Origin of the sequence: Rhizorhabdus histidinilytica, assembly GCF_900167915.1 — a bacterium.
In the GTDB taxonomy this organism is placed as follows: Bacteria; Pseudomonadota; Alphaproteobacteria; order Sphingomonadales; family Sphingomonadaceae; genus Rhizorhabdus; species Rhizorhabdus histidinilytica.
Window position 1 is genome coordinate 167,987 of the sequence record NZ_FUYM01000002.1, and the last position, 23,765, is coordinate 191,751.

General features: G+C 69.1%; 22 protein-coding genes. 20 read left to right on the forward strand and 2 right to left on the reverse strand.

Annotation, left to right across the window (positions count from 1 at the left end; translation table 11 throughout):
- Position 1: 1 nt before the first annotated feature.
- The 8 genes from B5X82_RS04585 to B5X82_RS04620 are packed head-to-tail and all read left to right on the forward strand — an operon-like array spanning position 2 to position 7,540.
- Positions 2–1,051 carry an acyl-CoA dehydrogenase family protein gene (locus B5X82_RS04585; RefSeq protein WP_079646938.1) on the forward strand — a complete coding sequence of 350 codons (1,050 nt, stop codon included), beginning with the start codon at positions 2–4 and terminating at the stop codon, positions 1,049–1,051.
- On the forward strand, positions 1,051–2,238 hold the full coding sequence (locus B5X82_RS04590; protein ID WP_079646939.1) for an acyl-CoA dehydrogenase family protein: 1,188 nt from the start codon (positions 1,051–1,053) through the stop codon (positions 2,236–2,238). Before B5X82_RS04585 ends, B5X82_RS04590 begins: the two co-directional genes overlap by 1 nt.
- A 9-nt stretch (positions 2,239–2,247) precedes the next feature.
- Positions 2,248–3,030 carry an SDR family oxidoreductase gene (locus tag B5X82_RS04595; RefSeq protein WP_079646940.1) on the forward strand — a complete coding sequence of 261 codons (783 nt, stop codon included), beginning with the start codon at positions 2,248–2,250 and terminating at the stop codon, positions 3,028–3,030.
- Complete coding sequence (locus tag B5X82_RS04600) at positions 3,027–3,503, forward strand: MaoC family dehydratase (RefSeq protein ID WP_079646941.1); 477 nt, start codon at positions 3,027–3,029, stop codon at positions 3,501–3,503. The genes B5X82_RS04595 and B5X82_RS04600 overlap by 4 nt, the downstream gene beginning before the upstream one ends.
- Positions 3,496–4,698 (forward strand): acetyl-CoA C-acyltransferase, encoded by a 1,203-nt coding sequence (locus B5X82_RS04605; RefSeq protein WP_079646942.1) that lies wholly within the window; start codon positions 3,496–3,498, stop codon positions 4,696–4,698. Before B5X82_RS04600 ends, B5X82_RS04605 begins: the two co-directional genes overlap by 8 nt.
- Before the next feature lie 37 nt (positions 4,699–4,735).
- The gene (locus tag B5X82_RS04610; protein WP_079646943.1) at positions 4,736–5,956 is read left to right on the forward strand and encodes an MFS transporter; all 1,221 of its coding nucleotides are present in this window, start codon (positions 4,736–4,738) and stop codon (positions 5,954–5,956) included.
- A gap of 35 nt (positions 5,957–5,991) precedes the next feature.
- Positions 5,992–6,744: an SDR family NAD(P)-dependent oxidoreductase gene (locus tag B5X82_RS04615; protein ID WP_079646944.1), complete on the forward strand. Its 753-nt coding sequence runs from the start codon at positions 5,992–5,994 to the stop codon at positions 6,742–6,744.
- Positions 6,745–6,760: 16 nt separating this feature from the next.
- Complete coding sequence (locus B5X82_RS04620; protein ID WP_079646945.1) at positions 6,761–7,540, forward strand: SDR family oxidoreductase; 780 nt, start codon at positions 6,761–6,763, stop codon at positions 7,538–7,540.
- Here B5X82_RS04620 and B5X82_RS04625 read toward each other — a convergent pair.
- Complete coding sequence (locus tag B5X82_RS04625; RefSeq protein WP_079646946.1) at positions 7,530–8,516, reverse strand: LysR substrate-binding domain-containing protein; 987 nt, start codon at positions 8,514–8,516, stop codon at positions 7,530–7,532. The genes B5X82_RS04620 and B5X82_RS04625 overlap by 11 nt on opposite strands.
- A 145-nt stretch (positions 8,517–8,661) precedes the next feature.
- Here B5X82_RS04625 and B5X82_RS04630 point away from each other — a divergent pair, with 145 nt between their 5' ends.
- The 10 genes from B5X82_RS04630 (at position 8,662) to B5X82_RS04675 (ending at position 20,718) form a co-directional block, all read left to right on the forward strand.
- The gene (locus B5X82_RS04630; protein WP_079647326.1) at positions 8,662–9,780 is read left to right on the forward strand and encodes a hypothetical protein; all 1,119 of its coding nucleotides are present in this window, start codon (positions 8,662–8,664) and stop codon (positions 9,778–9,780) included.
- Between the two features lie 3 nt (positions 9,781–9,783).
- Positions 9,784–10,965: a sulfotransferase family protein gene (locus B5X82_RS04635; protein ID WP_079646947.1), complete on the forward strand. Its 1,182-nt coding sequence runs from the start codon at positions 9,784–9,786 to the stop codon at positions 10,963–10,965.
- Complete coding sequence (locus B5X82_RS04640) at positions 10,962–11,861, forward strand: MBL fold metallo-hydrolase (RefSeq protein ID WP_079646948.1); 900 nt, start codon at positions 10,962–10,964, stop codon at positions 11,859–11,861. The genes B5X82_RS04635 and B5X82_RS04640 overlap by 4 nt, the downstream gene beginning before the upstream one ends.
- Positions 11,862–11,863: 2 nt before the next feature.
- On the forward strand, positions 11,864–12,379 hold the full coding sequence (locus tag B5X82_RS04645; protein ID WP_235862596.1) for a VOC family protein: 516 nt from the start codon (positions 11,864–11,866) through the stop codon (positions 12,377–12,379).
- 102 nt (positions 12,380–12,481) lie between these two features.
- Positions 12,482–13,645, forward strand: coding sequence for an amidohydrolase family protein (locus B5X82_RS04650; RefSeq protein ID WP_079646950.1), 1,164 nt, complete (start codon positions 12,482–12,484; stop codon positions 13,643–13,645).
- A 116-nt stretch (positions 13,646–13,761) separates the two neighbouring features.
- Positions 13,762–14,994: an MFS transporter gene (locus B5X82_RS04655; protein ID WP_079646951.1), complete on the forward strand. Its 1,233-nt coding sequence runs from the start codon at positions 13,762–13,764 to the stop codon at positions 14,992–14,994.
- Positions 14,991–15,626 carry a cysteine hydrolase family protein gene (locus B5X82_RS04660; protein WP_079646952.1) on the forward strand — a complete coding sequence of 212 codons (636 nt, stop codon included), beginning with the start codon at positions 14,991–14,993 and terminating at the stop codon, positions 15,624–15,626. The genes B5X82_RS04655 and B5X82_RS04660 overlap by 4 nt, the downstream gene beginning before the upstream one ends.
- Complete coding sequence (locus tag B5X82_RS04665) at positions 15,619–17,313, forward strand: hydantoinase B/oxoprolinase family protein (RefSeq protein WP_079646953.1); 1,695 nt, start codon at positions 15,619–15,621, stop codon at positions 17,311–17,313. The genes B5X82_RS04660 and B5X82_RS04665 overlap by 8 nt, the downstream gene beginning before the upstream one ends.
- Positions 17,310–19,475 (forward strand): hydantoinase/oxoprolinase family protein, encoded by a 2,166-nt coding sequence (locus tag B5X82_RS04670; protein ID WP_079646954.1) that lies wholly within the window; start codon positions 17,310–17,312, stop codon positions 19,473–19,475. The genes B5X82_RS04665 and B5X82_RS04670 overlap by 4 nt, the downstream gene beginning before the upstream one ends.
- Complete coding sequence (locus B5X82_RS04675; protein WP_079646955.1) at positions 19,462–20,718, forward strand: cytochrome P450; 1,257 nt, start codon at positions 19,462–19,464, stop codon at positions 20,716–20,718. Before B5X82_RS04670 ends, B5X82_RS04675 begins: the two co-directional genes overlap by 14 nt.
- Positions 20,719–20,721: 3 nt before the next feature.
- On the opposite strand, the gene B5X82_RS04680 is transcribed toward B5X82_RS04675, so the two are convergent.
- Positions 20,722–21,921, reverse strand: coding sequence for a CaiB/BaiF CoA transferase family protein (locus B5X82_RS04680; protein WP_079646956.1), 1,200 nt, complete (start codon positions 21,919–21,921; stop codon positions 20,722–20,724).
- 194 nt (positions 21,922–22,115) lie between these two features.
- On the opposite strand from B5X82_RS04680, the gene B5X82_RS04685 reads away from it, so the two are divergent.
- Both B5X82_RS04685 and B5X82_RS04690 read left to right on the forward strand, forming a co-directional pair.
- Positions 22,116–23,279 carry a thiolase C-terminal domain-containing protein gene (locus tag B5X82_RS04685; RefSeq protein ID WP_079646957.1) on the forward strand — a complete coding sequence of 388 codons (1,164 nt, stop codon included), beginning with the start codon at positions 22,116–22,118 and terminating at the stop codon, positions 23,277–23,279.
- On the forward strand, positions 23,276–23,686 hold the full coding sequence (locus B5X82_RS04690; protein WP_079646958.1) for a Zn-ribbon domain-containing OB-fold protein: 411 nt from the start codon (positions 23,276–23,278) through the stop codon (positions 23,684–23,686). The genes B5X82_RS04685 and B5X82_RS04690 overlap by 4 nt, the downstream gene beginning before the upstream one ends.
- Positions 23,687–23,765 lie beyond the last annotated feature (79 nt).

The following is a 23,765-nucleotide window of genomic DNA, read 5'->3' on the forward strand; positions in this document are numbered from 1 at the left end:
CATGCGGTTCAGCTTCTCCGACGAGCAGGCGATGATCGCCGAGACCGTCCGGTCCTTCTTCGCCGAGCAGGCGACGAGCGAGCGGACGCGCGCGGCGATGGAGACGGCGCACGGCCATGACGCCGAACTGTGGCGCTCGGCCGCGCAGGAGCTCGGCCTCGTCGGCCTCGCCCTGCCGGAGGAACATGGCGGCAGCGGGCTCGGCCAGATCGAGTCCGCGATCGTCGCGGAGGCGGCCGGCTATCAGGTCGCGGCGCTTCCCCTGCTTTCGACCGCCCTCGCGGTCCGGGCGCTGGTCGCGGGCGGGACCGCCGACCAGCGCGCGCGCTGGCTGCCGAAGCTCGCCTCGGGCGAACTGATCGGCAGCTATGGCGAGGGCGGTCGGATCGACGGCGGCAGGCTTCACGGACGGATCGACCATGTCCCCCACGGCGCGGTCGCCGACCTGTTCGTGATCGCGGCGGAGGGCGGCGTCGCGCTGCTGTCGCGCGATGCCGCCGTCGTGACCCCCTGCACCTCGATGGACCAGACCCGGCCCTATGCCCGCATCGATGCGGACGGCGCTGCGGTCGAGCTGCTCGCCGACGGCCGGACCGCGATCGACGCGGCGACGCGGGTCGGTTGGATCGCGCTGGCGGCCGACGCGCTCGGCGGCGCGCAGGCCTGCCTCGACCGCACCGTCGACTATGCCAAGGAACGCGTCCAGTTCGGCCGGGCGATCGGCAGCTTCCAGGCGATCAAGCATCGCCTTGCCGACATGATGGTCGAGATCGAGCAGACCCGCTCGGCGGTCTATTGGGCCGCCTGCGCGGCCGACGAGGGCGCGCCCGACGCGCTGCTCGCCGCGCATGCCGCCAAGGCGCTGGCGGCCGACACCTATCGCTTCTGCGCGGGCAACATGATCCAGCTCCACGGCGGCATCGGCTTCACCTGGGAGCATGACGCCCATCTGTTCTTCAAGCGGGCCCAGTCCGACGCGACCCTGCTCGGCACGCCCGAATGGCATCGCGAGCGCATCGCCGCGCTCGTCGGACTGGATGAGGCGGCCTGATGAAACTCGGTTTCTCTCCCGAGGAGGAGGCGTTTCGCGCCGAGGCGGCGGCCTGGCTGCAGGCCGAGCTGTCGGGCCCGTTTGCCGACCTGCGCGGCATCACCAGCCTCACCGCCGCGCCCGATCGGCGCCGGGCGTGGGAACGGCGGCTGGGCGAGGCGCGCTGGGGCTGCATCGGCTGGCCCGAGGCCTATGGCGGCCGCGACGCGACGCTCGCCGAGCAGGTGATCTTCGCCGAGGAATATGCCCGCGCGGGCGCGCCGCCGCGGCTCAACCATATCGGCGTCGAGCTTGCCGGGCCGACCATCCTCGCCTTCGGCAGCGACGAGCAGAAGGCCCGTCTTCTGCCGCCGATCGCGCGCGGCGAGCAGCTCTGGTGCCAGGGCTATTCCGAACCCAATGCCGGTTCCGACCTGGCCAATGTCCGCACCCGCGCCTGGCGCGACGGCGGCGACTGGGTGATCGAGGGGCAGAAGGTCTGGACCAGCCTCGCCCAGTTCTCCGACTGGATCTTCGTCGTCGCCCGCACCGAGCCGGGATCGAAGGGCCCGAAGGGGCTGAGCTTCCTGCTCGTGCCGATCGACCAGCCCGGCGTCACCGTGCGGCCGATCCGGCAGATCACCGGCGACGCCGAGTTCAACGAGACCTTCTTCGACGGCGCGCGTACCGCCGCCGCCAACATCCTGGGCGAACCCGGCCAGGGCTGGCAGGTGGCGATGGCGCTGCTCGGCTTCGAGCGGGGCGTGTCGACGCTCGCCCAGCAGATGGGCTTCCGCAACGAGCTGGACGCGGTGATCCGCGCGGCGAAGGCGAACGGCGCGGCGCGCGATCCGCTGATCCGGCAGCGCATCGCCAAGGCCGAGATCGGCCTGCGGCTGATGCGCTACGGCGCGCTGCGCATGCTCAGCGGCGGAACCGGCGGCGCGGAGGGCAATGGGGCCGCCGCGCTCACCTACAAGATCCAGTGGGCGAGCTGGCGCCGCAGCCTCGGCGAGCTGGCGATCGACGTGCTCGGCATCGCCGGCGAGATCGGCGACGGGGCCGAGTACGGCTTCGGCGAGCTGTCGACCCTGTTCCTCTACAGCCGCGCCGACACGATCTACGGCGGCACCAACCAGATCCAGCGCAACATCATCGCCGAGCGCGCGCTCGGCCTGCCGCGCGAGCCGCGCGGCGATATCGGATAGGAGAGAGAATTGGCGCGTCCCGCACCCGAATATCCGCGCCCGGCCAACATGATGGCGGGCAGGACGATGCTGATCACCGCCGCCGCCGGCAGCGGCATCGGCGGCGCATTGGCGCAGCGCGCGGCGGAGGAGGGGGCGACCCTGATGCTGTCCGACATGCACGAGCGGCGGCTGGGCGAGACCGCCGATCGCATCGCCGCGCTCGGCCTGCCGCGCCCCGAAACCTTCGCCTGCGACGTGACGCAGGAGGAGCAGGTCCAGGCGCTCGTCGCCGCCGCGATCGACCGGCTCGGCCATGTCGACGTGCTGGTCAACAATGCCGGCCTTGGCGGCAACGCGCCGGTCGTCGAGATGACCGACGACCAGTGGTTCCGGGTGATCGACGTGACGCTCAACAGCGTCTTCCGCATGACCCGCGCGATCCTGCCGCACATGTACGGACAGCAGCGCGGGGCGATCGTCAACAACGCCTCGGTGCTCGGCTGGCGGGCGCAGAAGCTGCAGTCGCATTATGCCGCGGCCAAGGCCGGGGTGATGGCCTTCACCCGCTGCTCGGCGCTCGAGGCGGCGGAGCATGGCGTGCGCATCAACGCGGTCGCACCGAGCTTCGCGATGCATCCCGCGCTCAGCAAGGTGACCCCGCCCGGCCTGCTCGAGGAGCTGGTCGGCAAGGAGGCGTTCGGACGCGCGGCCGAGCCCTGGGAGGTGGCGAACGTCATGCTGTTCCTCGCCTCCGACCTGTCGTCCTACATGACCGGCGAGGTCCTCTCCGTGTCGAGCCAGCAGGCATGAGCGCGCTCGTCATCGAGACGCCGGGCGCCCTGCTCGGCCGCGAAGGCACCGCGCTCGGCCCGACCGACTGGCTCACCATCGACCAGGCCCGCGTCGACCGCTTCGCCGATGCGACCGGCGACCATCAGTGGATCCATGTCGATCCGGTCCGCGCGGCCGAGGGGCCGTTCGGCGGGACGATCGCGCACGGCTATCTGACAATGAGCCTGGTCAATTATTTCCTGCCGCAGATGATCGACGTCCGTGGCTTCTCGATGGGCGTCAACGTCGGCGCCGACCGGCTCCGCTTCCTCAACCCCGTCCGCACCGGCAGCCGCGTGCGCGGGACCGGGGAGATCGTCGCGGTCGAGGAGATCAAGGGTGCGATCCAGAGCACCGTTCGCATCACCGTCGAGATCGAGGGCGAGACCAAGCCCGCCTGCGTCATCGACACGATCAGCCGCTATTATCCGGAGGTCACCCCCCATGCGTGAAGCCGTCATCGTTTCCACCGCGCGCACCCCGATCGGCAAGGCCTTTCGCGGCGCCTTCAACGACACCGAGGCGCCGGTGCTGGGCGGCCATGTCGTCCGCGAGGTCGTCGCCCGCGCCGGGATCGACCCGGCGATGGTCGAGGACGTGATCATGGGCTGCGCCGCGCAGCAGGGTACCCAGGGCTATAATCTCGGCCGGCTGTCGGCGGCGGTCGCGGGCCTTCCCGACAGCGTCGCGGGGATGACGGTCGACCGGCAATGCTCGTCGGGGCTGATGGCGATCGCCATCGCCGCGCGGCAGATCATGTTCGACGGCATGGACGTCGCGGTCGGCGCCGGCACCGAGTCGATCAGCCTGACCCAGAACAAGCACAAGAACGCCTATCGCGCCCGCTCGCAGGCCGCGATCGCCGCGTCGCCGCACATGTACATGCCGATGATCGAGACGGCCGAGATCGTTGCCGACCGCTACGGCGTCAGCCGCGCGGCGCAGGACGAATATTCGCTGTCGAGCCAGCAGCGCACCGCCGCCGCGCACGCCGCCGGCCGCTTCGCCGAGGAGATCGCGCCGCTCGCCACTGACATGCTGGTGACCGACAAGGCGACCGGCGAGACGAGCACCCGCCGCGTCACCCTCGACCGCGACGAGGGCGCGCGCGGCGACACCACGCTCGAAGGGCTGGCGTCGCTGAAGCCGGTCTTCTCGGGCGGCGAGGTGATCGCCGAGGGCAAGCACATCACCGCCGGCAATTCGAGCCAGCTCTCGGACGGCGCAGCCGCCTGCCTGCTGATGGAGGCGAGCGTCGCGGCGAAGCTCGGCCTGACGCCGCTCGGCGCGCTGCGCGGGCTCGCGGTCGCCGGCTGCGCGCCGGAGGAGATGGGCATCGGCCCGGTCTTCGCGGTGCCGAAGCTGCTCGAGCGCAACGGGCTGACGGTCGACGACATCGACCTGTGGGAGCTCAACGAGGCCTTCGCCTGCCAGGTGCTCTACTGCCGCGACCGGCTCGGCATCCCGCAGGAGCGGCTCAACGTCGACGGCGGCGCGATCGCCATGGGGCACCCCTTCGGCATGTCGGGCGCGCGCATGACGGGCCACGCCCTGCTCGAAGGGCGCCGCCGCGGCGCGAAGCGCGCGGTGGTCACCATGTGCATCGGTGGCGGCATGGGCGCGGCGGGATTGTTCGAGATCTACTGAGACTACCCAACCCCAACGATAACAGGAGAGGCGGGCGATGACGGTGGAGGACAGGGCCGATCGGCCCGGTGAGGAATTCCGGCCTGGTCCGGCGGCGGTCGTCGCCATGATGTCGGGCGCCTGCTCGATCGGGCTGGTGTTCGTCGTGCTGCCGCCGATCCTGCACCAGCTCGCCGACCATCTCGGCGGCGACGCCGATGCGGCGTTCGGGGTGCAGATGATGGCGGCGATGCCGGGCATCGGCCTGGTGCTGGGCGGCCTCGTCGCGAGCTGGACGATCGACCGGCTCGGCGCGCGGGCGCTGCTCAACTATGCGCTGATCGCCTATATGGTGCTGGGGTCGGCGGGACTCTACATCGACGACCTGACCGGGCTGTGCGTCACCCGCCTGCTGCTCGGCCTCGCGACGGCGGGGATATCGACCGCCGCGAATACGCTGATCGCCCATTTCTACGGCGGCGCCGCGCGCGGGCGGATGATCTCCGCCGCGACGGTGGTCGGCAGCATGCTTTGCGTCGTCGCGATGCTGGCGAGCGGCGAGGTCGCCGAGGTCGCCGGCTGGCGAGCGCCCTTCGCCATCTACATCGCCGCGCCGATGGTGCTGTGGCTGGCGGCGATCATCGGCATCCCGCGCATCTCGATCCGGGGCGAGGCGCCGGCCGAGGGCGAGAAGGGCAGCACCGGCATCGTGATCGCGAAGCTCTGGCCCTATTATCTGCTGATCACCAGCCTCTACGTGGTGCTGATGATGACGAGCACGCAGGTCTCCTTCCTGCTGGCCGAGAACGGCGTCATCCGGCCGGTCATCCAGGCGCGTGTGCTGGGCACGGCCAGCTTCTTCCTGATCCTCGGCGCGCTGCTCTACGGCTGGGTGCAGGGCCGCTACGGCGCGAACGCGGCGTTCCGGCTCGGGCTGTTGACGCTCGGCGTCGGCATCGTCGGCTTCGGCTTCGCGCATGACGCGGTCACCGCCTCGATCGCCGCAGCATCGAAGGGGCTGGCGAGCGGGCTGCTCAATTCGGGCTTCATCCACATGATCATGAACCGGTCCGAACCGCATCTGCGCGGCCGGGCGCTGGGCATCATGACCAGTGCGATGTTCCTGGGCGACTTCATCAACCCGCTGGTCGTCCATCCGATCAAGGAGATGCTCAGCCTCCACGCGGCCTTCCATGTGCTCGGCGCACTGGTGCTTGCGGGGCTGCTCTGGTCGCTGCTGCGCCGGTCGAGCCCGCCCGCGCCGGCGGCAGCCCGCTAGCGGCCGCGCACATACGAAAACACAGGGGAGAGGATATGAACAGGCTGCGGGACAAGGCGATCCTGATCGCCGGGGCGTCGGCCAACATCGGCGCGGCAACGGCGATCCGGCTGGCCGAGGAGGGAGCCCGGGTGATGCTGGGCGCGCGGAGCCCCGATCGGATCGGTGCGGTGGCCGACCAGATCAGGGCCAAGGGCGGCCAGGCCGAGACGGTCTGCTTCGATGCTACCGACGACGCGTCGATCAAGGCAATGGTCGGGCAGGTGGCCGATCGCTTCGGCGGGCTCGACGGCATGTTCGTCAACATGGCCGAGCTGACCCTGCACAAGGTCGACACCGATGCCGTCTCGGTCCCGCTCGAGGTGTTCGACAAGGCGGTGGCGGTGAACCTGCGCGGGCACCTGCTCTGCGCGCGCCATGCCGTGCCGCTGCTGGTCGAGCGCGGCGGCGGGGCGATCGTCTTCACCTCGTCGAGCGCCGCCTTCATGGGGCGCGACCGGGGCATCTCCTACACCGTCACCAAGCATGCCCTGACCGCCCTGATGCGCCATGTCGCGACGACCTGGGGCAAGCAGGGGGTCCGCGCCAACATCGTCTCGCCGGGCCTCGTCCTGTCGGAGAAGAACCGCAACCATCCGGAGATGGAGAAGGTGCTGGCGAACACGCCCAGCCCGCGCCTCGGCGAGCCCGAGGACCTCGCCGCCGCGGTGGCGATGCTGATGTCGTCCGACGGCGAGTGGATCAACGGACAGATCCTCTGCGTCGACGGCGGCGTGGTGATGCGCTGAACGGGGGAGGCGGGCGATGCTGCTGAAGGACAAGGTCGTGATCATCACCGGGGTCGGCCCGGGGATGGGATGCAAGATGGCGACGATCGCCGCCGCCGAAGGCGCCAGCGTGGTGATGAGCGCGCGGTCCGCCGCCTTCATCGACGACGTCGCGGCGGAGATCGTGGCGGCGGGCGGACAGGCGATCGCCGTCCCCAGCGACGTCACCAATATCGAGGATTGCGACCGCGTCGCGCGGGTGGCGATCGACGCCTATGGCCGGATCGACGGGCTGGTGAACAGCGCCTTCCGCTTCGTCGGCGGCCTGCCTTTCGGCCGGGAGGCGCTGCCCGAATGGCAGGCGTCGCTCGACGTCGCGCTGTTCGGCACGCTCAAGATGATCGACGCGGTCGTCCCGCACATGAAGGCGCGGCGCGAGGGATCGATCGTCAATATCAGCACCCGATCGACGATGCAGCCGCTCGCGGGCGAGGGGCCCTATGTCACCGCCAAGACCGCGCTGCTCGGCGTCAGCCGCCAGCTGGCGATGGAGTTCGGTCCCTACAACATCCGGGTCAATTCGCCGCGCATGGGCTGGCTGTGGGGCGACCCGGTCCGCAGCTACCTGACCGCCAAGGCGGAGAAGCGGGGCGTTCCGCTCGACGAGGTCGTCGCCGACATCGTCCGCGACATCCCGCTCGGCGTGATCCCGCCCGACGAGGAATGCGCCCGGTCGGTGCTGTTCTTCCTGTCCGACTATGCCCGGATGGTGACGGGCACCTCGCTCGACATCAACGGCGGCCAGTTCATGATGTAGTAGCGGCGGCCATCCGCTCCTCCGCCACCGAACGGATCATCGCGCGCAGCCAGTCGACCGCCGGCTGGTCGCCGTGCCAGCGATGCCACACGGTCGAGATCTGGAACAGTGCCGACGGATGGGGCGGCTTCCACAGCGCCAGCCTGTACCGTTCGGCGAACGCCTCGGCCAAGTTGCGCGGCATCATCGCCGCCAGGTCGCATTCGGCGACGATGGCCATCGCGACGATCGGGTTGGGCGCGGTCATCGCCACGGTCCGGCGGAGCCCGCGCTCCTCGAAATATTGGTCGAGGATGCGGGGATCGTCGCGCACCACCCGCCGTTCGAGCCCTGCGTCGGAGACGATGCCGCTGACCGCGCGGTCGTTGTCGGGGCTGGCGATCGCCAGGTGCGGCAGCGCGGCGAGCCCCTCCAGCGTCGGCTCGCGCTTCGCGAAAGGGCTGTCGGCCCGCATCACCCAGACCATGTCGTCGGCGAACAGCGGCTCGGAGGCGAGCCGCTCCGGAATCCGCTCGAACCCGCCCATCGCCAGGTCGATGCGGCCCGCGTCGAGCTCCTTCATCACCGCGCCGACCGGCTGGATACGGAGCTCGGCGAGCGGGGCGGCCTTGCGGAAGCGGGCGATCACCTCGGGCATCAGCACCGCCGTCACATAGTCGCCGCAGGCGATCGAGAAGCGGCGGTCGGTCTTCTCCGGCACGAAGCTGTCGCCGTTCAGCGCCTGCTGGATGTCGACCAGCGCGCGGCGGATCGGCACCGCCAGCGCCAGCGCCTTGGGGGTCGGGTTCATGCCCTTGGCGCCGCGCAGGAACAGGTCGTCCTTGAGGATGTGCCGCAGCCGGTTGAGCGAGTGACTGACCGCCGATGGGGTCAGGCCCAGCAGCCCGGCGGCCCCGGTCACGCTGCCCTCCTCGGTCAGCGCGTCGAACACGCGGAGCAGGTTCAGATCGAGCGATCTAAAATGAATCTGGGTCAATTCAGTCCTGACAACATCTCATTCGAATCAATGCGATTCACAGATAAGATGTTGGGGAAGTCGGAAAGGCGCAACAACAAAGCGGCGCCTTCCATCTGCACGAAGCGCGGGCTCCGAGCCGGCGCACAGGACCAGGAGACGGATGATGGCGACGCAACTTTCCCCCGAATCGCATGAGGAGAGGGTCTATAACGGCCGGGCCTGGGAGGATTTCTGCGACGGGCTGAAGGCGGCCGGCCAGGTGATCTTCCGCCCTGAGGCGCCCGACACGATGCTCGACCGGGCCGAGGGCTGGCGCTGGCTGACCCGGCTGACCCGCGCCGCGCTCGACATGGCGGTCGAATATGGCGACCCCGCCTTTCCGGGTTTCTACCAGCTGTCGAACCACACGATCCGGATCGGCGCCGACAATCCCGACAACACCTATTTCAACGCCACCATCTCGGCCGAATATGACTATAAGATCAGTGGCTATCGCGGCACCGCGCCGATCCTGACCTTCGGATCGAAGGCGAATCGCTACGCGGTCGACGGAACGATGGCGACCACCGGCGAGATCGACCAGCGCACCCTGAAGGTCGACGGGAACGGCTATTTCGAGATCATCGTCAGCCAGAAGGAGCATCCCGGCAACTGGCTGCGGCTCGAACCGGATTCGACGATGGTGATCGGGCGCGAGACCTTCCTCGACCGCAGCACAGAGAAGCCCTGCGCGATCAAGATCGAGCGGATCGGCCGGGTCGGCGGCCCGCCGCCGCTGTCGGCCAAGCAGATCGACGAGGCGCTGCAGGAGACCGCGCGCTGGGTGCACGGTACCGCCAAGACCTTCGCCGACTGGGCGCAGCTCTTTGCCAAGGACCCGAACGACCTGCCGCCCGTCCACCAGGCGATGTCGATCAACGGCGGCGGCGATCCGACGATCCGCTATTATCACGGCTATTGGGAGCTGAAGCCCGACGAGGCGCTGGTGATCGAGAGCGAGGTCCCGAACTGCCTGTTCTGGAACTTCCAGCTCAACAACTACTGGATGGAATCGCTCGAATATCGCTACCTGCCCGTCCATGTGAACAAGCACAGCGCGCGCTACCGGCCCGACGGCAGCGTGATGATCGTGGTCGCGGCCGAGGATCCAGGCGTCGGTCATTACCTGACCACCGACGGCCATGCGACCGGCACGATGCTGCTGCGCTGGATCCTCGCCGACAGCGATCCGCAGCCGCGCTGCCGCGTCGCCAAGATCGCCGACCTGCGGGCCGGGAAATAGGCGATGACCGAGGCTGTTCCGCTCGAATATGACGCGCTGATCGCCGCCGCCCGGCAGCGGTCGGGGCTGGAGGATCTCGGTCCCGACTGGATCTTCACGCCCTTCCGCGTCTATCTCGACGCGATCGCGAAGGAGGCCGAGCTCAGTGAGATCGGCCGCTTCATCCAGGCGGAAAGCATCATCAAGGGCCTCGTCGCGCGGCTGCGCCGCACCGACGACATCCGCCGCCATCCGGAGATCCTCGACGAGCAGGTGACGGTCGCCGCGACGATCGTCAGCCTGCACCGGACTGGTAGCACGCTGATGCACCGCATGCTTGGCAGCGCGCCGTCGCTCACCGCGATGGGCTGGTGGGAGACGCAGTTCCCCGCCCCGCTGGAGGGCGAGGTGCGCGGCGACCCCAGCGCGCGGCGGGCGGCGGCACAGACCCTGCTCGACCAGTGGCTCGCGGCGATGCCCGAGCTGCTGTCGATCCACCCGATGTCGCTCGACCAGCCCGACGAGGAGGTGTCGCTCCAGGAGCAGATGTTCATGGGGCTGTCGCCGGAGTCCTTCCTCCACATCCCGTCCTATGCGGCGTGGAGCGCGACCGCCGACCATCGCCCGGTCTATGAGGATTTGCGGCTGTGGCTCCAATATCTGCAATGGCAGGACCGGAGCCGCGCCGGCCGCGCCTGGGTGCTCAAGACTCCGGCGCACCTGACCGCGCCCGAGGAGCTGGCCGCCGTGTTTCCCGAGACGGTGATCGTGATGACGCATCGCGACCCGATCAAGACGATCCCGTCCTTCGCCAGCATGTCCTTCACCCTGCGGCGGATGCTGTCCGATCGCGCCGACAAGGCGCGCACCGGGCGGCACTGGCTCGATCGGCTGAGCACGCTGATGAGCCGGCTGATGCGGCTGCGTCCGTCGATCGGCGAGCATCGCTTCGTCGACATCGACTATGAGGAACTGGTCAAGGACCCGATCGCCCAGGCCCGCCGCGTCTTCGCCGCGATGGGCCGCGAGCTGGGCGGCGCCGACGAGGCGGCGATGCGCGCCTGGTTCGGCCGCAACCCGCGCGACGGGCGCCCGTCGCACCAGTACGGCCTGGAGGAATATGGCCTGACCGCCGAGGCGATCGACGAACGCTTCGCCGACTATAAGGCCCGTTTCCTGGGCCAGCGCGCGGCGGAGGCGGCATGAAGCCGTTCCGCATCGGCGACGTCGAGATCGGCCGCGTGGTCGAACTCGACGGCGTGCCCTTTCCAGCCGACCTGATCTTCCCGGGGATCGATCCGGCGGCGATCGCGCGCAGCCGCGAATGGCTCGACGAGCGGTTCGTGGTGCGCGACGCCGACCAGCTCATGTGGAGCTTCCACAGCTATGTGATCCGCGCCGGCGGACGGAACATCCTGATCGACACCTGCCATGGCAACGACAAGCATCGGCCCGCGCCGGTCGACTACTGCCATATGTGGCAGACCGACTATCTCGGCAATCTGGCGCGCGCCGGGCTGCGGCCCGAGGATATCGACATCGTCATGTGCACCCATCTGCACATCGACCATGTCGGCTGGAACACCCGGCTCGACAATGGCCGCTGGGTGCCGACCTTCCCCAATGCCCGCTACCTGATGACCCGGCTCGACTATGAGCGGTTCGAGCATATGTCGCCAGACGATCAGGAAGGCGCGATCAGCCATTATTCCTTCCAGGACAGCGTGCTGCCGGTGATGGAGGCCGGGCAGGCCGACCTGATCGAGACCGACCACGTCGTCGAGCGCGACCTGGCCGGCGGCATCTGGCTGGAGGCGGCGCCGGGGCACACCGCCGGATCGGCGCTGATCCACGTCCAGAATAACCATGGCCACGCCATCTTCTGCGGCGATGCGCTCCACCATCCGGTCCAGGCCGAGGACCTCTCGATCCATGTCGCGGGCGAATATGACAGCGCGATGGGCGAGCGGACGCGCCGCGAGCTGCTGACGCGCTGCTGCGACACCGACACGCTGCTGCTGCCCGCCCATTTCGCCTCGCCCTCGGCGGCGCGGGTGATCGCGCCGGGCGGCGGCTTCCGCTTCCGCTTCGACGGAGAATGACGATGACCGGCTTCGACCCCGCCTTCGTCCAGCTCGGCTACGTCACCGCCGACATCGACGCCGCGATCGACCATTTCACGCGCAGCGCCGGGGTCTCGCAATGGCTGCGCTGGTCCGACGTCGCGGTCGAGAAGGAGATCGACGGTACCATCGCGCGGTCGGTGCTCGACCTCGCCTTCGCCTGGCGCGGGTCGACGATGCTGGAGCTGATCCGGCCGGTGTCGGGCGCGGTCGAGATCTACAGCCTGCGCGGGGCCGAGGACGCGCCGGTGACGCTCCACCATATCGGCCATGGCGTGCCGGGCGGGGAGGCGGAATTCGAGGCGCGGCTGGAGGCGATGGCGGCGGCGGGCCATCCGGTCGCGCTCGTGACGCGGGGCGAGATGGGCAATTACGCGCTGCTCGACACCCGCGCGACGACCGGACTCTACACCGAATATCTGTGGGGAGGGCCGCAGGGAGACGCGCTGTTCGACAGCATCCCCCGCAACGAGATTTTTTACCAAGCTATCGCTTGAATTTTCTGGACGGGCGCCGCCGGCGGTGGCAATAAACGGCCGAACGACTGCCAGTCCAGATCGGCGATACGAACCGAGCAGAATGTCAGTCAGGAGGTTGCAATGGCTACGATCGTAGAAGACCGGAAGGTGGAATCCGCCGTCAAGGACATGATCATATCGGCGGACAGCCACATCAATGAGCCGCCCACCGTGTTCGACCGGTTGCCCGCCAAGTTCAAGGATCGCAAGCCCGTGATGATGCGCGGGATCGACGGCGGCGACGGCTGGAGCTTCGACGGCAATCCGCCCAAGCGTACCTTTGGTATCGAGGCGATGGCCGGCTTCGAGAAGAAGGACTTCAAGCTCAGCGGCATGCGCTTCGACGAGCTGCGCCCCGGCAACTGGGACGGCCGCGCGCATCTCGACGACATGGACATCGACGGGATCTACGGATCGGTGCTCCACCCCGCCAACGCGATCCAGGTCTATTCGCTCGCCGACCGCGAGCTCGGCGTCGCCTGCATGCGGTCGTACAACGACTGGCTGCTGCTCGACTTCCAGGCGGTCGACCCCAAGCGGATCGTCGGCCTGCCGATGCTGCCGGTCGACGACGGCATGGACGTCACCCTCGCCGAGTTCGAACGGGTGCTGAAGAACGGCGCCAAGGCCTGCTTCATCCCCGGCATGCCGGTGCGGCCCTATAACGATCCCTATTATGAGCCGCTCTGGGCGGCGGCGAGCGCGGCGGACATCTCGCTCAACCTGCACCGCACCTTCGGCGGCAAGCCCGACAAGTCCGACTGGGACGAGCTGGTCGACCAGCGCGTCAGCGTCGGCGGCATCGTCTTCCGCTATTTCTCGTCGGTGCGGCCGCTGACCTACATGATCTTCGCCGGCATCTTCGACCGGCATCCCAATCTGAAGATCGTCGCGGCCGAGGTCGATTGCGGCTGGGTGCCCTTCTGGGGCCAGACGATGGACGCGCATTGGGAGGCGCAGCAGGCCTGGTTCCCGCAGAAGCTGGAGCACAAGCCGACCGACTTCCTCGGCCGCAACTGCTTCGTCACGACGATCGACGACTATGTCGGCTACGACCTGATCAAGACCGGCCGCTACCCCTATCTGGCGGCGATGACGATGTTCTCGACCGACTATCCGCACTCGGCCACGATCTGGCCGAACTCGCGGGCGGTCGCCGACAAGCTGACCGAAGGCATGACGGAGCATGATCGCTCGCTCGTCCTGCGGGACAATGCGATCCGCATCTTCCACTTCGGCGAATGACCAACGGGCGGTACGGCAACAGCCGGCCGCGATCGATGCCTGATCGTTTGAGGCGGAGGCGCTCGGCGCCTCCGCCGATGACGTGAATCAGGCCCTTTGAAGGGCGAGGAGAGGCCATGAGCGCGACCGAAGGCACCGGAACCATGGAGCGGCCGCAGGGCGCGCGATGGGCGGCCGCGATACCCGCGATGATGGCGGGGGCCTGCTCGATCGGGCTGATCTTCACCGCGCTGACCCCGGTCCTTCCCAAGCTGTCGGCGCAGTTCGGCGGCGGCAAGGTCGGCGCCGAGATCGCCGGCCAGATGGTGATGTCGGTCCCCGCGATCGGCCTGATCCTGGGCGGCATCGGATCGGGCTGGCTGATCGAGCGGGTCGGCGCGCGCCGGCTGCTGCTCGCCTCGCTCCTCCTCTACGCGCTGTGCGGATCGGCGGGGCTGTGGGTCGGCGATCTCTGGGCGCTGTTCGTGTCGCGCACGCTGCTCGGTTTCTTCACCGCCTGCATCTCGACCTCCGCGAACAGCTTCATCGGCGAGTTCTTCGATGAAAAGGGGCGCGGGCGGATGCTCTCCGCGATGACGGTGGTGGGCAGCCTGCTTGCGACCTGCGCGGTGCTGATGTCGGGCTGGTTCGGCGAGCATGTCGGCTGGCGCGCGCCGTTCGCCATCTACCTGATCGTGCCGGCGATCCTGTTCACCCTGGCGGCGATCGGCCTGCCCGCCATCCCGATCCGCACATCGGCCCATGGCGGGGCCGGGCAGGGCGTGTTCCTGCGCAACTGGCCGATCTACCTGATGATCGGCGCGCTCTACGTCGTGCTGATGATGACCAGCACGCAGATATCCTATCTGCTCACCGAACGCGGCATCACCAGCCCGATCATCCAGTCGCGGGTGATCAGCATGGCCTTCGCCTGGCTGATCGTCGGGGCGATCTTCTACGGGACCATGCAGGGTCGGATCGGCTGGGCGCCGACCTATTATATCGGGCTGCTGTCGCTTGGCCTCGGCATCGGCGGGCTCGGCTTCGCGCCCGATGCCTGGCTGGCGGGCGCCGCCACCGCGCTCAAGGGCTTCGGCGCCGGCATCCTCAGCCCCGCCTTCATCCACCTCGTCCTCAACCGGTCGACGCCGGAGACGCGCGGCCGCGCGCTCGGCCTGATGACGACGTCGATGTTCGTCGGCGACCTCGCCAACCCGATCGTGGTGGCGCCGTTCCGCGCCGTCTTCGGGATGCACGGCGCGTTCATCTCGCTCGGCTCGCTGGTGCTGCTCGGCGCCGTCATGGCCTTCTTCACCGGGCTGGGACGCAAGGCCCCGCCCGCCGCCGGACAGAGGAGGGTCGCGGCATGAGCATCGATCTGGGCCACCCGGCGATATTGAGCATGGAGATGCAGCGCGGCGTCGTCGGCGACCGCAGCCGCATCCGCCCGCTGATCGAGGCGGTCGACGCGGTCGGGCTGGTGCCTAACCTCGCCGGCATGATGCGCCGGGCGCGGGCGGCGGGGATCACGGTGATCCACTGCAATGCCGAGTTCCGCGCCGACCTCAAGGGCTCCGGCGCCAATTGCCCGCTGCTCGCGGCGATGACGCGCAAGCCCGACCATATCCTGGAAGGATCGGAAGGGGCCGAGGTCGACCAGCGGCTCGAGCCCTCGCCCGAGGACATCGTCCTGCGCCGCTTCCACGGCGTCTCGCCCTTCACCGGCAGCACGCTCGACATGACGCTGCGCAACCTGGGGGTCGATACGGTGATCGCCACCGGCGTCTCGGTGAACATGGGCGTGCTCGGCCTGTGCATCGAGGCGGCGAACCTCGGCTATCGCGTGCTGCTGCCGCGCGACGCGGTCGCCGGCTTCCCCGCCGATTATGCCGCGGCGGTGATCGACAACAGCCTGGCGCTGGTCGCCACCATCACCGACAGCGCCACCGTCTCCGCCGCGATCGCGGCGACGGCTCCGGCGCGGGAGCTCGTCCATGGTTGATCGCACCGACGATCCGGTCCTCGTCGAAGTCGTCCGCAACGCGCTGGCCATGGTCGCCGAGGAGGCGGGCATCGCCGCCGCGCGCAGCGCCAGCTCGCCCTTCGTCAGCCAGGCCTCGGCGATCGCCTGCGCGATCTTCGATGCCGAGGGCCGGCTGGTGGTGCAGACCGCAGGGGGCATGCTCCACGTCTCGGCGCTGCAGGTGATGCTGCCCGAGATCTGGAAGAGCCATCCGCCCGAGAGCTTGCGCGAGGGCGATGCGATCATCCTCAACGATCCGTTCCGGGGCGGCATCCACCCGACCGACGTCGGCGCCTTCCGGCCGATCTTCTACGACGGGAAGCCGGTCTTCTATTGCGGCGCGATGATGATCGTGTCGGACCTGGGCGGCCTGTCGGCCGGCGGGCTGCCGGCCAATGCGACCGAGACCTTCCACGAGGGCATCGTCCTGCCGCCGCTCAAATTCTTCGCGCAGGGCGCGCGGGTGGCCGAGGTCGAGACGCTGCTCCAGGCCAACAGCCGCACGCCGCAGCGCATCGTCGGCGACATCGAGGCGCTGGTGATCGGCGGCAACATCGCGGCGGCGCGGATGGCGGTGCTGATCGAGCGCTATGGCATGGCGCAGCTCAGCGCGATCATCGACGACCTGTTCGACCATGCCGAGCGGATGACGCGCCATGGCATCGCGGCGATCCCGGACGGCACCTATCGCGGCGCCTATGCGATAGAGGAGGACGGCGTCGAGACGGGGCGCGACTTCCGGGTCGAGGTGACGGTCATCGTCGACGGCGACCGCTGCCGCTTCGACTTCACCGGCACCTCGCCGCAGGCGCGCGGGGCGATCAACTCCTCTTATTCGCAGTCGCTGTCGGGCGCGGTGTTCGCGCTGCGCTGCTACCTCGATCCGGAGATTCCGCTCAACGAAGGCTTCTACCGCTGCCTCGACATCGAACTGCCGGCGGGCACGCTGGTCAACCCGCGCCACCCGGCGGCGTGCAACCTGCGCATGGCGACGGTACAGGCGATGATCGACGCGATCAGCCGGGCGCTGTCGGGCGCCTATCCCGACCATGCCGCGGCGGCGGCCGGGCTGGTTTCGACCGTCACCGCGCACGGCAAGCAGCTCGACGGCGCGACGAGCTGGAGCTTCCTCGACGTGTTCTTCGGTATCGGCGGGGCCCGGGCGGGCGCGGACGGCGCCGACGGATCGCCGTTCATCATCTACGGCGCGTCCAACTATGACCGGAACATCGAGTCCTACGAGCTCGAATTCCCGATGGTCTACCAGGAGTACCGGCTGTTGCAGGACTCGGGTGGCCCCGGCCGCTGGCGCGGCGGCTGCGGGCTGGTCAAGACCGTGACCTTCGAGGTCGATGCCGAGATCACCGTGCGCGGCACAGATCGCTACATCGTGCCGCCGCAGGGCGCCGATGGCGGGATGGCGGGTCGGCCGGGCGCCTGGGTGTTGAACCGGGGGCAGGCCGACGAGGCGCAGCTTCCGCCCAAGAAGACCAACCATCGCATCCGGGCCGGCGACACGCTGACCATGGTCGTCGCGGGCGGCGGCGGCCTCGGCGATCCGCGGGAGCGCGATCGCGACCTCGTCCGCCGCGACGTCGAGGAGGGCTATGTCTCGGCCCGCTCGGCGCGCGACGATTATGGACTCGATATCGAGGTGACGGCATGAGCGCGCGGCGCATCTTCATCGGCGTCGACATCGGCGGTACCTTCACCGATCTGGTGCTGGCCGACAATCGCGGCGCGATCCACAACATCAAGACGCTGACGACCGCCGACGATCCGGTGCGCGGGGTGATGACCGCCGTCGCCCAGGGCCTCGACGAGGCGGGCGCCGCGCCGGGCGAGGTCACCCGCTTCGTCCATGCCACGACGCTGCCGACCAATCTCGTCCTCGAACGCAAGGGCGCGAAGCTCGGGCTGATCGCGACGGCCGGGTTCGGCGACCTGTTCCACATCGGCAAGCAGCATGCGATCGGGCCCGACCGCTTCAACCTGTCCTACACGCCGCCGGCGCCGCTGCTGCCGCGATCGATGGTCGCCGAGGTGGCCGAGCGGGTCAACGCGGCCGGCGCGGTGCTGCGCCCGATCGATCGCGCCGACGTCGAGCGCGCGGTGCTCGGGCTGATCGATCGCGGCGCGGAGGCGATCGCGGTCTGCCTGCTCAACAGCTATGCCAACCCGGCGCATGAGGCGGTGATCGGCGAGGTCGCCCGCGCCGTCGCGCCTGGGGCCTATGTCTGCCTGTCGTCGGAGGTGTGGCCCGAATTCCAGGAATATGAGCGAGCGGCGACGACGCTGATCTCGGCCTATATCGGCCCGACCCTCGCCAATTATGTCGGCCGGCTCGAGGATGCACTGCGCCGCATCGGCATCGATGCGGAGCTGCAGATCATGCAGTCGAGCGGGGCGGTGATGGGCGCGGCGATGGCGGCGCGCAAGGCCGCCTATGCGATCGAATCCGGGCCGGCCGCCGGCGTGATGGCCGCCGCCCATCTGGCGCGCGAGGCGGGGCGTCCCGGCCTCGTCTCGTTCGACATGGGCGGCACAACCGCGAAGGCCGGCCTCGTCGTCGACGGCGAGCCGCGCATCACCCACCAGTTCCGCGCCGGCGGCGGCACCAGCGCGGCGGGCCGCGCCGATGCGGGCGAGCCGATCAAGGTGCCGGTGATCGACCTGGCCGAGGTCGGCGCGGGCGGCGGCAGCATCGCGCGGGTCGACACCGGCGGCTTCCTGCGCGTCGGGCCGCACAGCGCCTCCTCCTATCCGGGGCCCGCTTGCTACGGGCTGGGCGGCGCGCAGCCGACCGTCACCGACGCCAATGTCGTGCTCGGCTACATCAACCCCGGCTATTTCGCGGGTGGTAGCATGACGCTCGACGCCGAGGCGAGCCGGCGCGCGATCGAGGAGCATGTCGCCCGCCCGCTGGGGATCGACGTGGTCGCGGCGGCGCGCGGCATCCACGCCCTCGCCAACACCGCGATGGCGGCGGCGATCCGGGTCGTCACCCTCCAGCGCGGCATCGATCCGCGCGATCATGCGCTGGTCGCCTCGGGCGGCGCCGGGCCGATCCACGCGGTGAAACTCGCCGAGCTGTTCGGGATCGAGACGGTGATCATCCCGCCGTCGCCGGGGGTCCGATCGGCCTGGGGCCTGCTGATCTCCGACCTCGCCCATGATTTCGTCGCGACCGCGATCATGCGCGCGGCCGAGGCCGATCCGGCGCGGATCGCGACGATCCTCGCCGGGCTGGAGGAGAAGGGCCGGCAGGCGCTGGCGCGCGCCGCGTCGGCCGAGACGCGGATCGTCGTCCAGCGCAGCATCGACATCCGTCTCGCCCACCAGCACCAGGAGATCACCGTGCCGCTCGGCGACGGGCCGGTCGACGCCGCGCTGCTGGAGCGGGCCGAGGCGGACTTCCGCGCCATCTATGCCCGCACCTTCGGTATCAGGCCGAAGGAGGCATGCCAGTTCGTCAACTTCCGGCTGCGTATCTCGGCGGTGGTCGAAAAGCCGGCGCCTGTCGGTCGCGCCTGGGGCGACGGCATCGCCGACCGCGCGCGTAAGGGCATCCGCGAGGCCTGGTTCGACGGTCGCGCGCTCGCGACTCCGGTCTATGACCGCGCCCGGCTCGAACCCGGCGACCGGATCATGGGGCCGGCGATCGTCGAGGAACCCGATTCCTCGACCATCTGTCCCGACGGCTATGCCGCCACCGTCGACCTGCACGGCAACCTGCTGATCTCGCCGGCCAGCGCCGACGAGCGATCGGGCCCTGAGGACGGCGACGCGGCGCCCGTCGAGCGGACCCTGCACGATGCGCTCTGCTGAGCAGCTCGACACGCCCGAGGCGGTGCTGGCGGTGATCTTCGCCCCGAACCGCCCAGGCGACATCTATCCCTGGTACCACAGGCTGCGCGCGCTCGCCCCGCTCCACCATGTCGCGGGCTTTCACGGCCAACCCGCCTGGATCGCCAGTTCGTGGAGCGCGGTGCACCGCATCGCGCGGGACCCGCGCATGCGCTCCGACCCCAAGACCCTCGATATCTACAGCGTCGGCGAGGCGGGGCGGGGCTTCGACGCGATGATGCGGCGGCTGATGCTGTTCCTGCCGCGCACCGACCATGACCGGGTCCGCGCGACGGTGAGCGCCAGCTTCACCCCGCGCGCCGTCGAGACGCATCGGCGGCTGGCGCGCCAGGTGGTCGACCGCCTGATCGACGATCTGGCGGAGGGGCATTTCGACCTGGTGCGCGACTTCGCCTATCCGTTGCCGGTCTTCATCATCTGCCGGATGATGGGCATTCCGCATGAGGATGTGCCGCTGTTCATCGGCTGGGCCCATGATTTCGCCGCGCGTGGCGACATCGGGCCGCGACTGGGGGCAGAGGCGATCCGCGCGGGCGAGGCGGCGACGGCGGGCTTCCAGGATTATTTCGCCCGGCTGATCGCGCGGCGGCGGCGCGATCCCGGCGACGACCTGATGAGCGCGATGATCGCTGGCCGGGCCGGCGGCGTCGCGCTGACCGACGACGAGATCGTCGCGGCGGCGGTGTTGCTGCTCCAGGCCGGCCATTCGACGACCGCTGACCTGATCGGCATGGGCACCCGGCACTTGCTGCTTCATCCGGACCAATGGCGGTTGCTGATCGAGCGACCCGACATCGTCGCCGGCGCGGTGATGGAGCTGCTGCGCTACGATAGTTCGGTGCAGATGTCGCACCGGGTCGCGGTCGAGGATTTCGAGGTGGAGGGCCGGACGATCCGCAAGGGCGATCTGTGCCTGCTGCTCAACGGCGCCGCGAACCGCGATCCGGCGGCGGTGCCCGATCCCGACCGGCTCGATCTGTTGCGCACCGGCATCAACACGGCGCCCTTCGGCGGCGGGCCCTATATGTGCCTCGGCCAATATCTGGCGCGGGTGGAGTTGCAGGAGGCGTTCCTGGGCCTGACCCGGCGGATGCCCGATCTGGCGCTGTGTGGCGAAGACGCCGTGTACGCGGGCGGCGTCACGCTGCGAGGGCTGGCCGCCCTGCCGGTGCGCAGCGATCGCCCGCACCGGCATGCGGCATAAGGATCAGGCGATCACGCCCGCCGCGCGGTAGCGGCCGATCTGCTCGGCATCGAGACCGAGCGCTGCGAAGATCTCGTCGCTATGTTCGCCGCAATTGGGCGCGGGCTCTTCGGCGTGGGCCGCCCGGCCGTCGACGGTGAGCGGGGCCGAGACGAGCTTCACGGGATAACCGTCGCGAGTGCCGATCTCGAAGATCATGTCGTTGGCGATGGTCTGCGGATCGGCGTAGAGGTCGTGCAGGTTCTGGACCAGCTCCCACGGTGCGTCGAACGCCTCGAAACGGGGTTGCCACGCCGCCCAGTCGCGTGCGCCGAACGCCTGTTCGAAGATGCCGATCAGCTCGCGGCCATTGGCCATGCGCGCCGCCGCGTCGTTGAAGCGGGGATCGTCGATCAGTTCGTCAAGCTCCAGCGTCGCGCACAGGCCGGGCCAGAAGCGGCTCGAATCGAGGAAGACGAGCTGGATCCAGCGGCCGTCGCGGGTGCGGTAGGTGCCGACCAGCGGGTTCTGCTCCACCGCGCGCTGGAGGATGTTGGGCGGATAGCCGGGGTCCTGCGACGCGACCAGGTCGTTCGACAGCATCCAGGTCGCCATCGACAGCAACGAGGTTTCCACGACCGACGGCTCGCCGGTCTGCGCCCGCTTGAACAGCGCGCCCGCCACGCCGAAGGCGAGCGCGACCGCGCTGGCATGGTCGCCTACCGCGCGCGGCTGGCGCGCATAGCTTCCCTCCTGCGACAGGATATGGCCGAAGCCGCCACGCGCCCAGAAGGAGCTGGCGTCGAAACCCGCCTTGCCCGCCTCGGGTCCGGCGAAGCCCAGGCCGTTGGCGCGGGCGTAGATCAGCTTCGGATTGTGCGCGCGCAGTTCCTCGACCGTCAGGCCTAGCTTGCGGATCGCCGCGGGGCGCAGGCTGGTCATGAATATGTCGGCGCTCTCGATCAGGCTGCACAGCAGCTTGTGGCCGTCGGCGCTCTTGAGGTCGATACAGACGCTCTTCTTGCCGCGATTGTTCTGCTCGAGGCTGAAATTGGGGCCCGCGGTCGAACGACGATCGACGACGAGGCTGCGATAGGGATCGCCGACGCCCGGGGTTTCCACCTTGATCACCTCCGCGCCGAGGTCGGCGAGCATGGTGCTCGCGGCGGGCACCATGACATATTGTGCCAGTTCGACCACGCGGACGCCCTTGAACAGTTGCATCCGATCCCTCCAACCGCGGCCCGTTCGATCGGCCGCGCCCGGCCACAAATATGACCAAGCGCTTTGTTGGTCAATTGGCGCTAAGCTTTTACCAAGTTGAATATTATGCATTTTCATTTTTACCAAACAAGCGCTTGGATTGTGCCTGGTGTCCCGTTAGGTTGAGCCCCACGAGATAAGGAGAGGATGGCGGCATGGCGTCTGGCCTGTCGGGAAAGGCGGCGATAGCCGGTGTCGGCTATACCGAATTCTCGCGCAATTCCGGTGTCAGCACGCTGACGCTCGCGCTGCGCGCGATCATGGCGGCGCTCGACGATGCGGGGCTCGACCCCGGAAAGGTCGACGGCATCGCCACCCATCGCGTCGGGGACTCGATCCCGGCGCCGATGGTCGCCGTGTCGCTTGGATTGACCGACCCTCATTATTATGTCGATCATTTCGGCGGCGGCGGCAGCTCGCACGGGCTGGTCGGGCAGGCGGCGCTTGCCGTCGCTGCCGGCGTCGCGGACCATGTCGTCTGCTATCGCGCGATCAACGCCCGCTCCGAATTCCGCATGGGCGGCACCGGCCGACCGCTGGTCGACCATATCGAGACCCAGTATCAGGCGGCCTACGGTTATATGGCCCCGCCGCAATATTATGCGATGATGGCGCGCGCCTATATGGACGCCTTCGGGGTCGACGAACGTCACCTCGGCGCTGTCGCGATCTCGCAGCGCGCCAACGCCGCGCACAATCCGCGCGCCATGATGCGCGATCCGATCAGCTTCGACGACTATCGTGCGTCGCGGATGATCGCCGAGCCGTTCCGCCTGCTCGACTGCTGCCTGGAGACCGACGTTGGCGTCGCTCTGCTCGTCACCACGCCCGAACGGGCGCGCGACCTGCGCAAGCCGGCGGTGATCGTCGACGCGGCGGCCTGGGGCGGCGGCACGACGTTGCAGAGCGCCGGCGCGCCGGACATCACCACTTCCTATGCCGCGCGGATGGCGCCGCGCCTGTTCGGCCTGGCCGGGATCGGCCCGGCCGACGTCGACTTCGCCAATTTCTACGACTGCTTCACCTTCTCGGTGCTGATGCAGCTCGAGGATTACGGCTTCTGCGGCAAGGGCGAGGCGGGCGGCTTCGTGCTCGACGGCCAGCACCGGATGGACGGACGACTGCCGGTCAACCCGCATGGCGGCTTCCTGTCGGAAGGCTATGCGCACGGCATGAACCATATCGCCGAAGCGGTGCAGCAGCTCCGCGGCGAGGCGGGCGGCCGCCAGGTCCGCGACGCCCGCATCGGTCTCAGCACCGGCGCCCCCGGCTATGTCGGCGGCGTGACCAGCGCGCTCCTGCTCCGGAGGGACGGATGATCGCCAAGCCTGTTCCCGTGCCCGACAAGGATTCGGCCCCCTATTGGGAAGGGCTGGCGGCGGGCGAGATCAGGGTGCAGCGCTGCGCGGGCTGCGGCACGCTGCGCTGGCCGGCGCGCGCGATCTGCAATCGCTGCCGCAGCTTCGACGCCGATTGGGTGGCGACGAGCGGACGCGGCACGATCAAGAGCTGGATCCGCACGCATCAGCGCTTCCACCCGGCCTTCGCCGACGAGCTTCCCTATGTGACGCTGCTCGTCGCGCTCGCCGAGCAGGCGGACATCCAGATCATCGGCGCCTTTGCCGATCCGGCGGCCGAACCCAGGACGGGGGCACCGGTGCGCGCGGTCTTCAGGAACGGCCAGGACGGTGGGCCGATCCTGTTCTGGGAGCCCGATGCTCCCTGACGCGAGCGGGCCGGTCAAAAATACAAAGCAAGCATTTGGTTTAATGAAGAGTGTGGGCAATGACCCGCATGAACAGGGG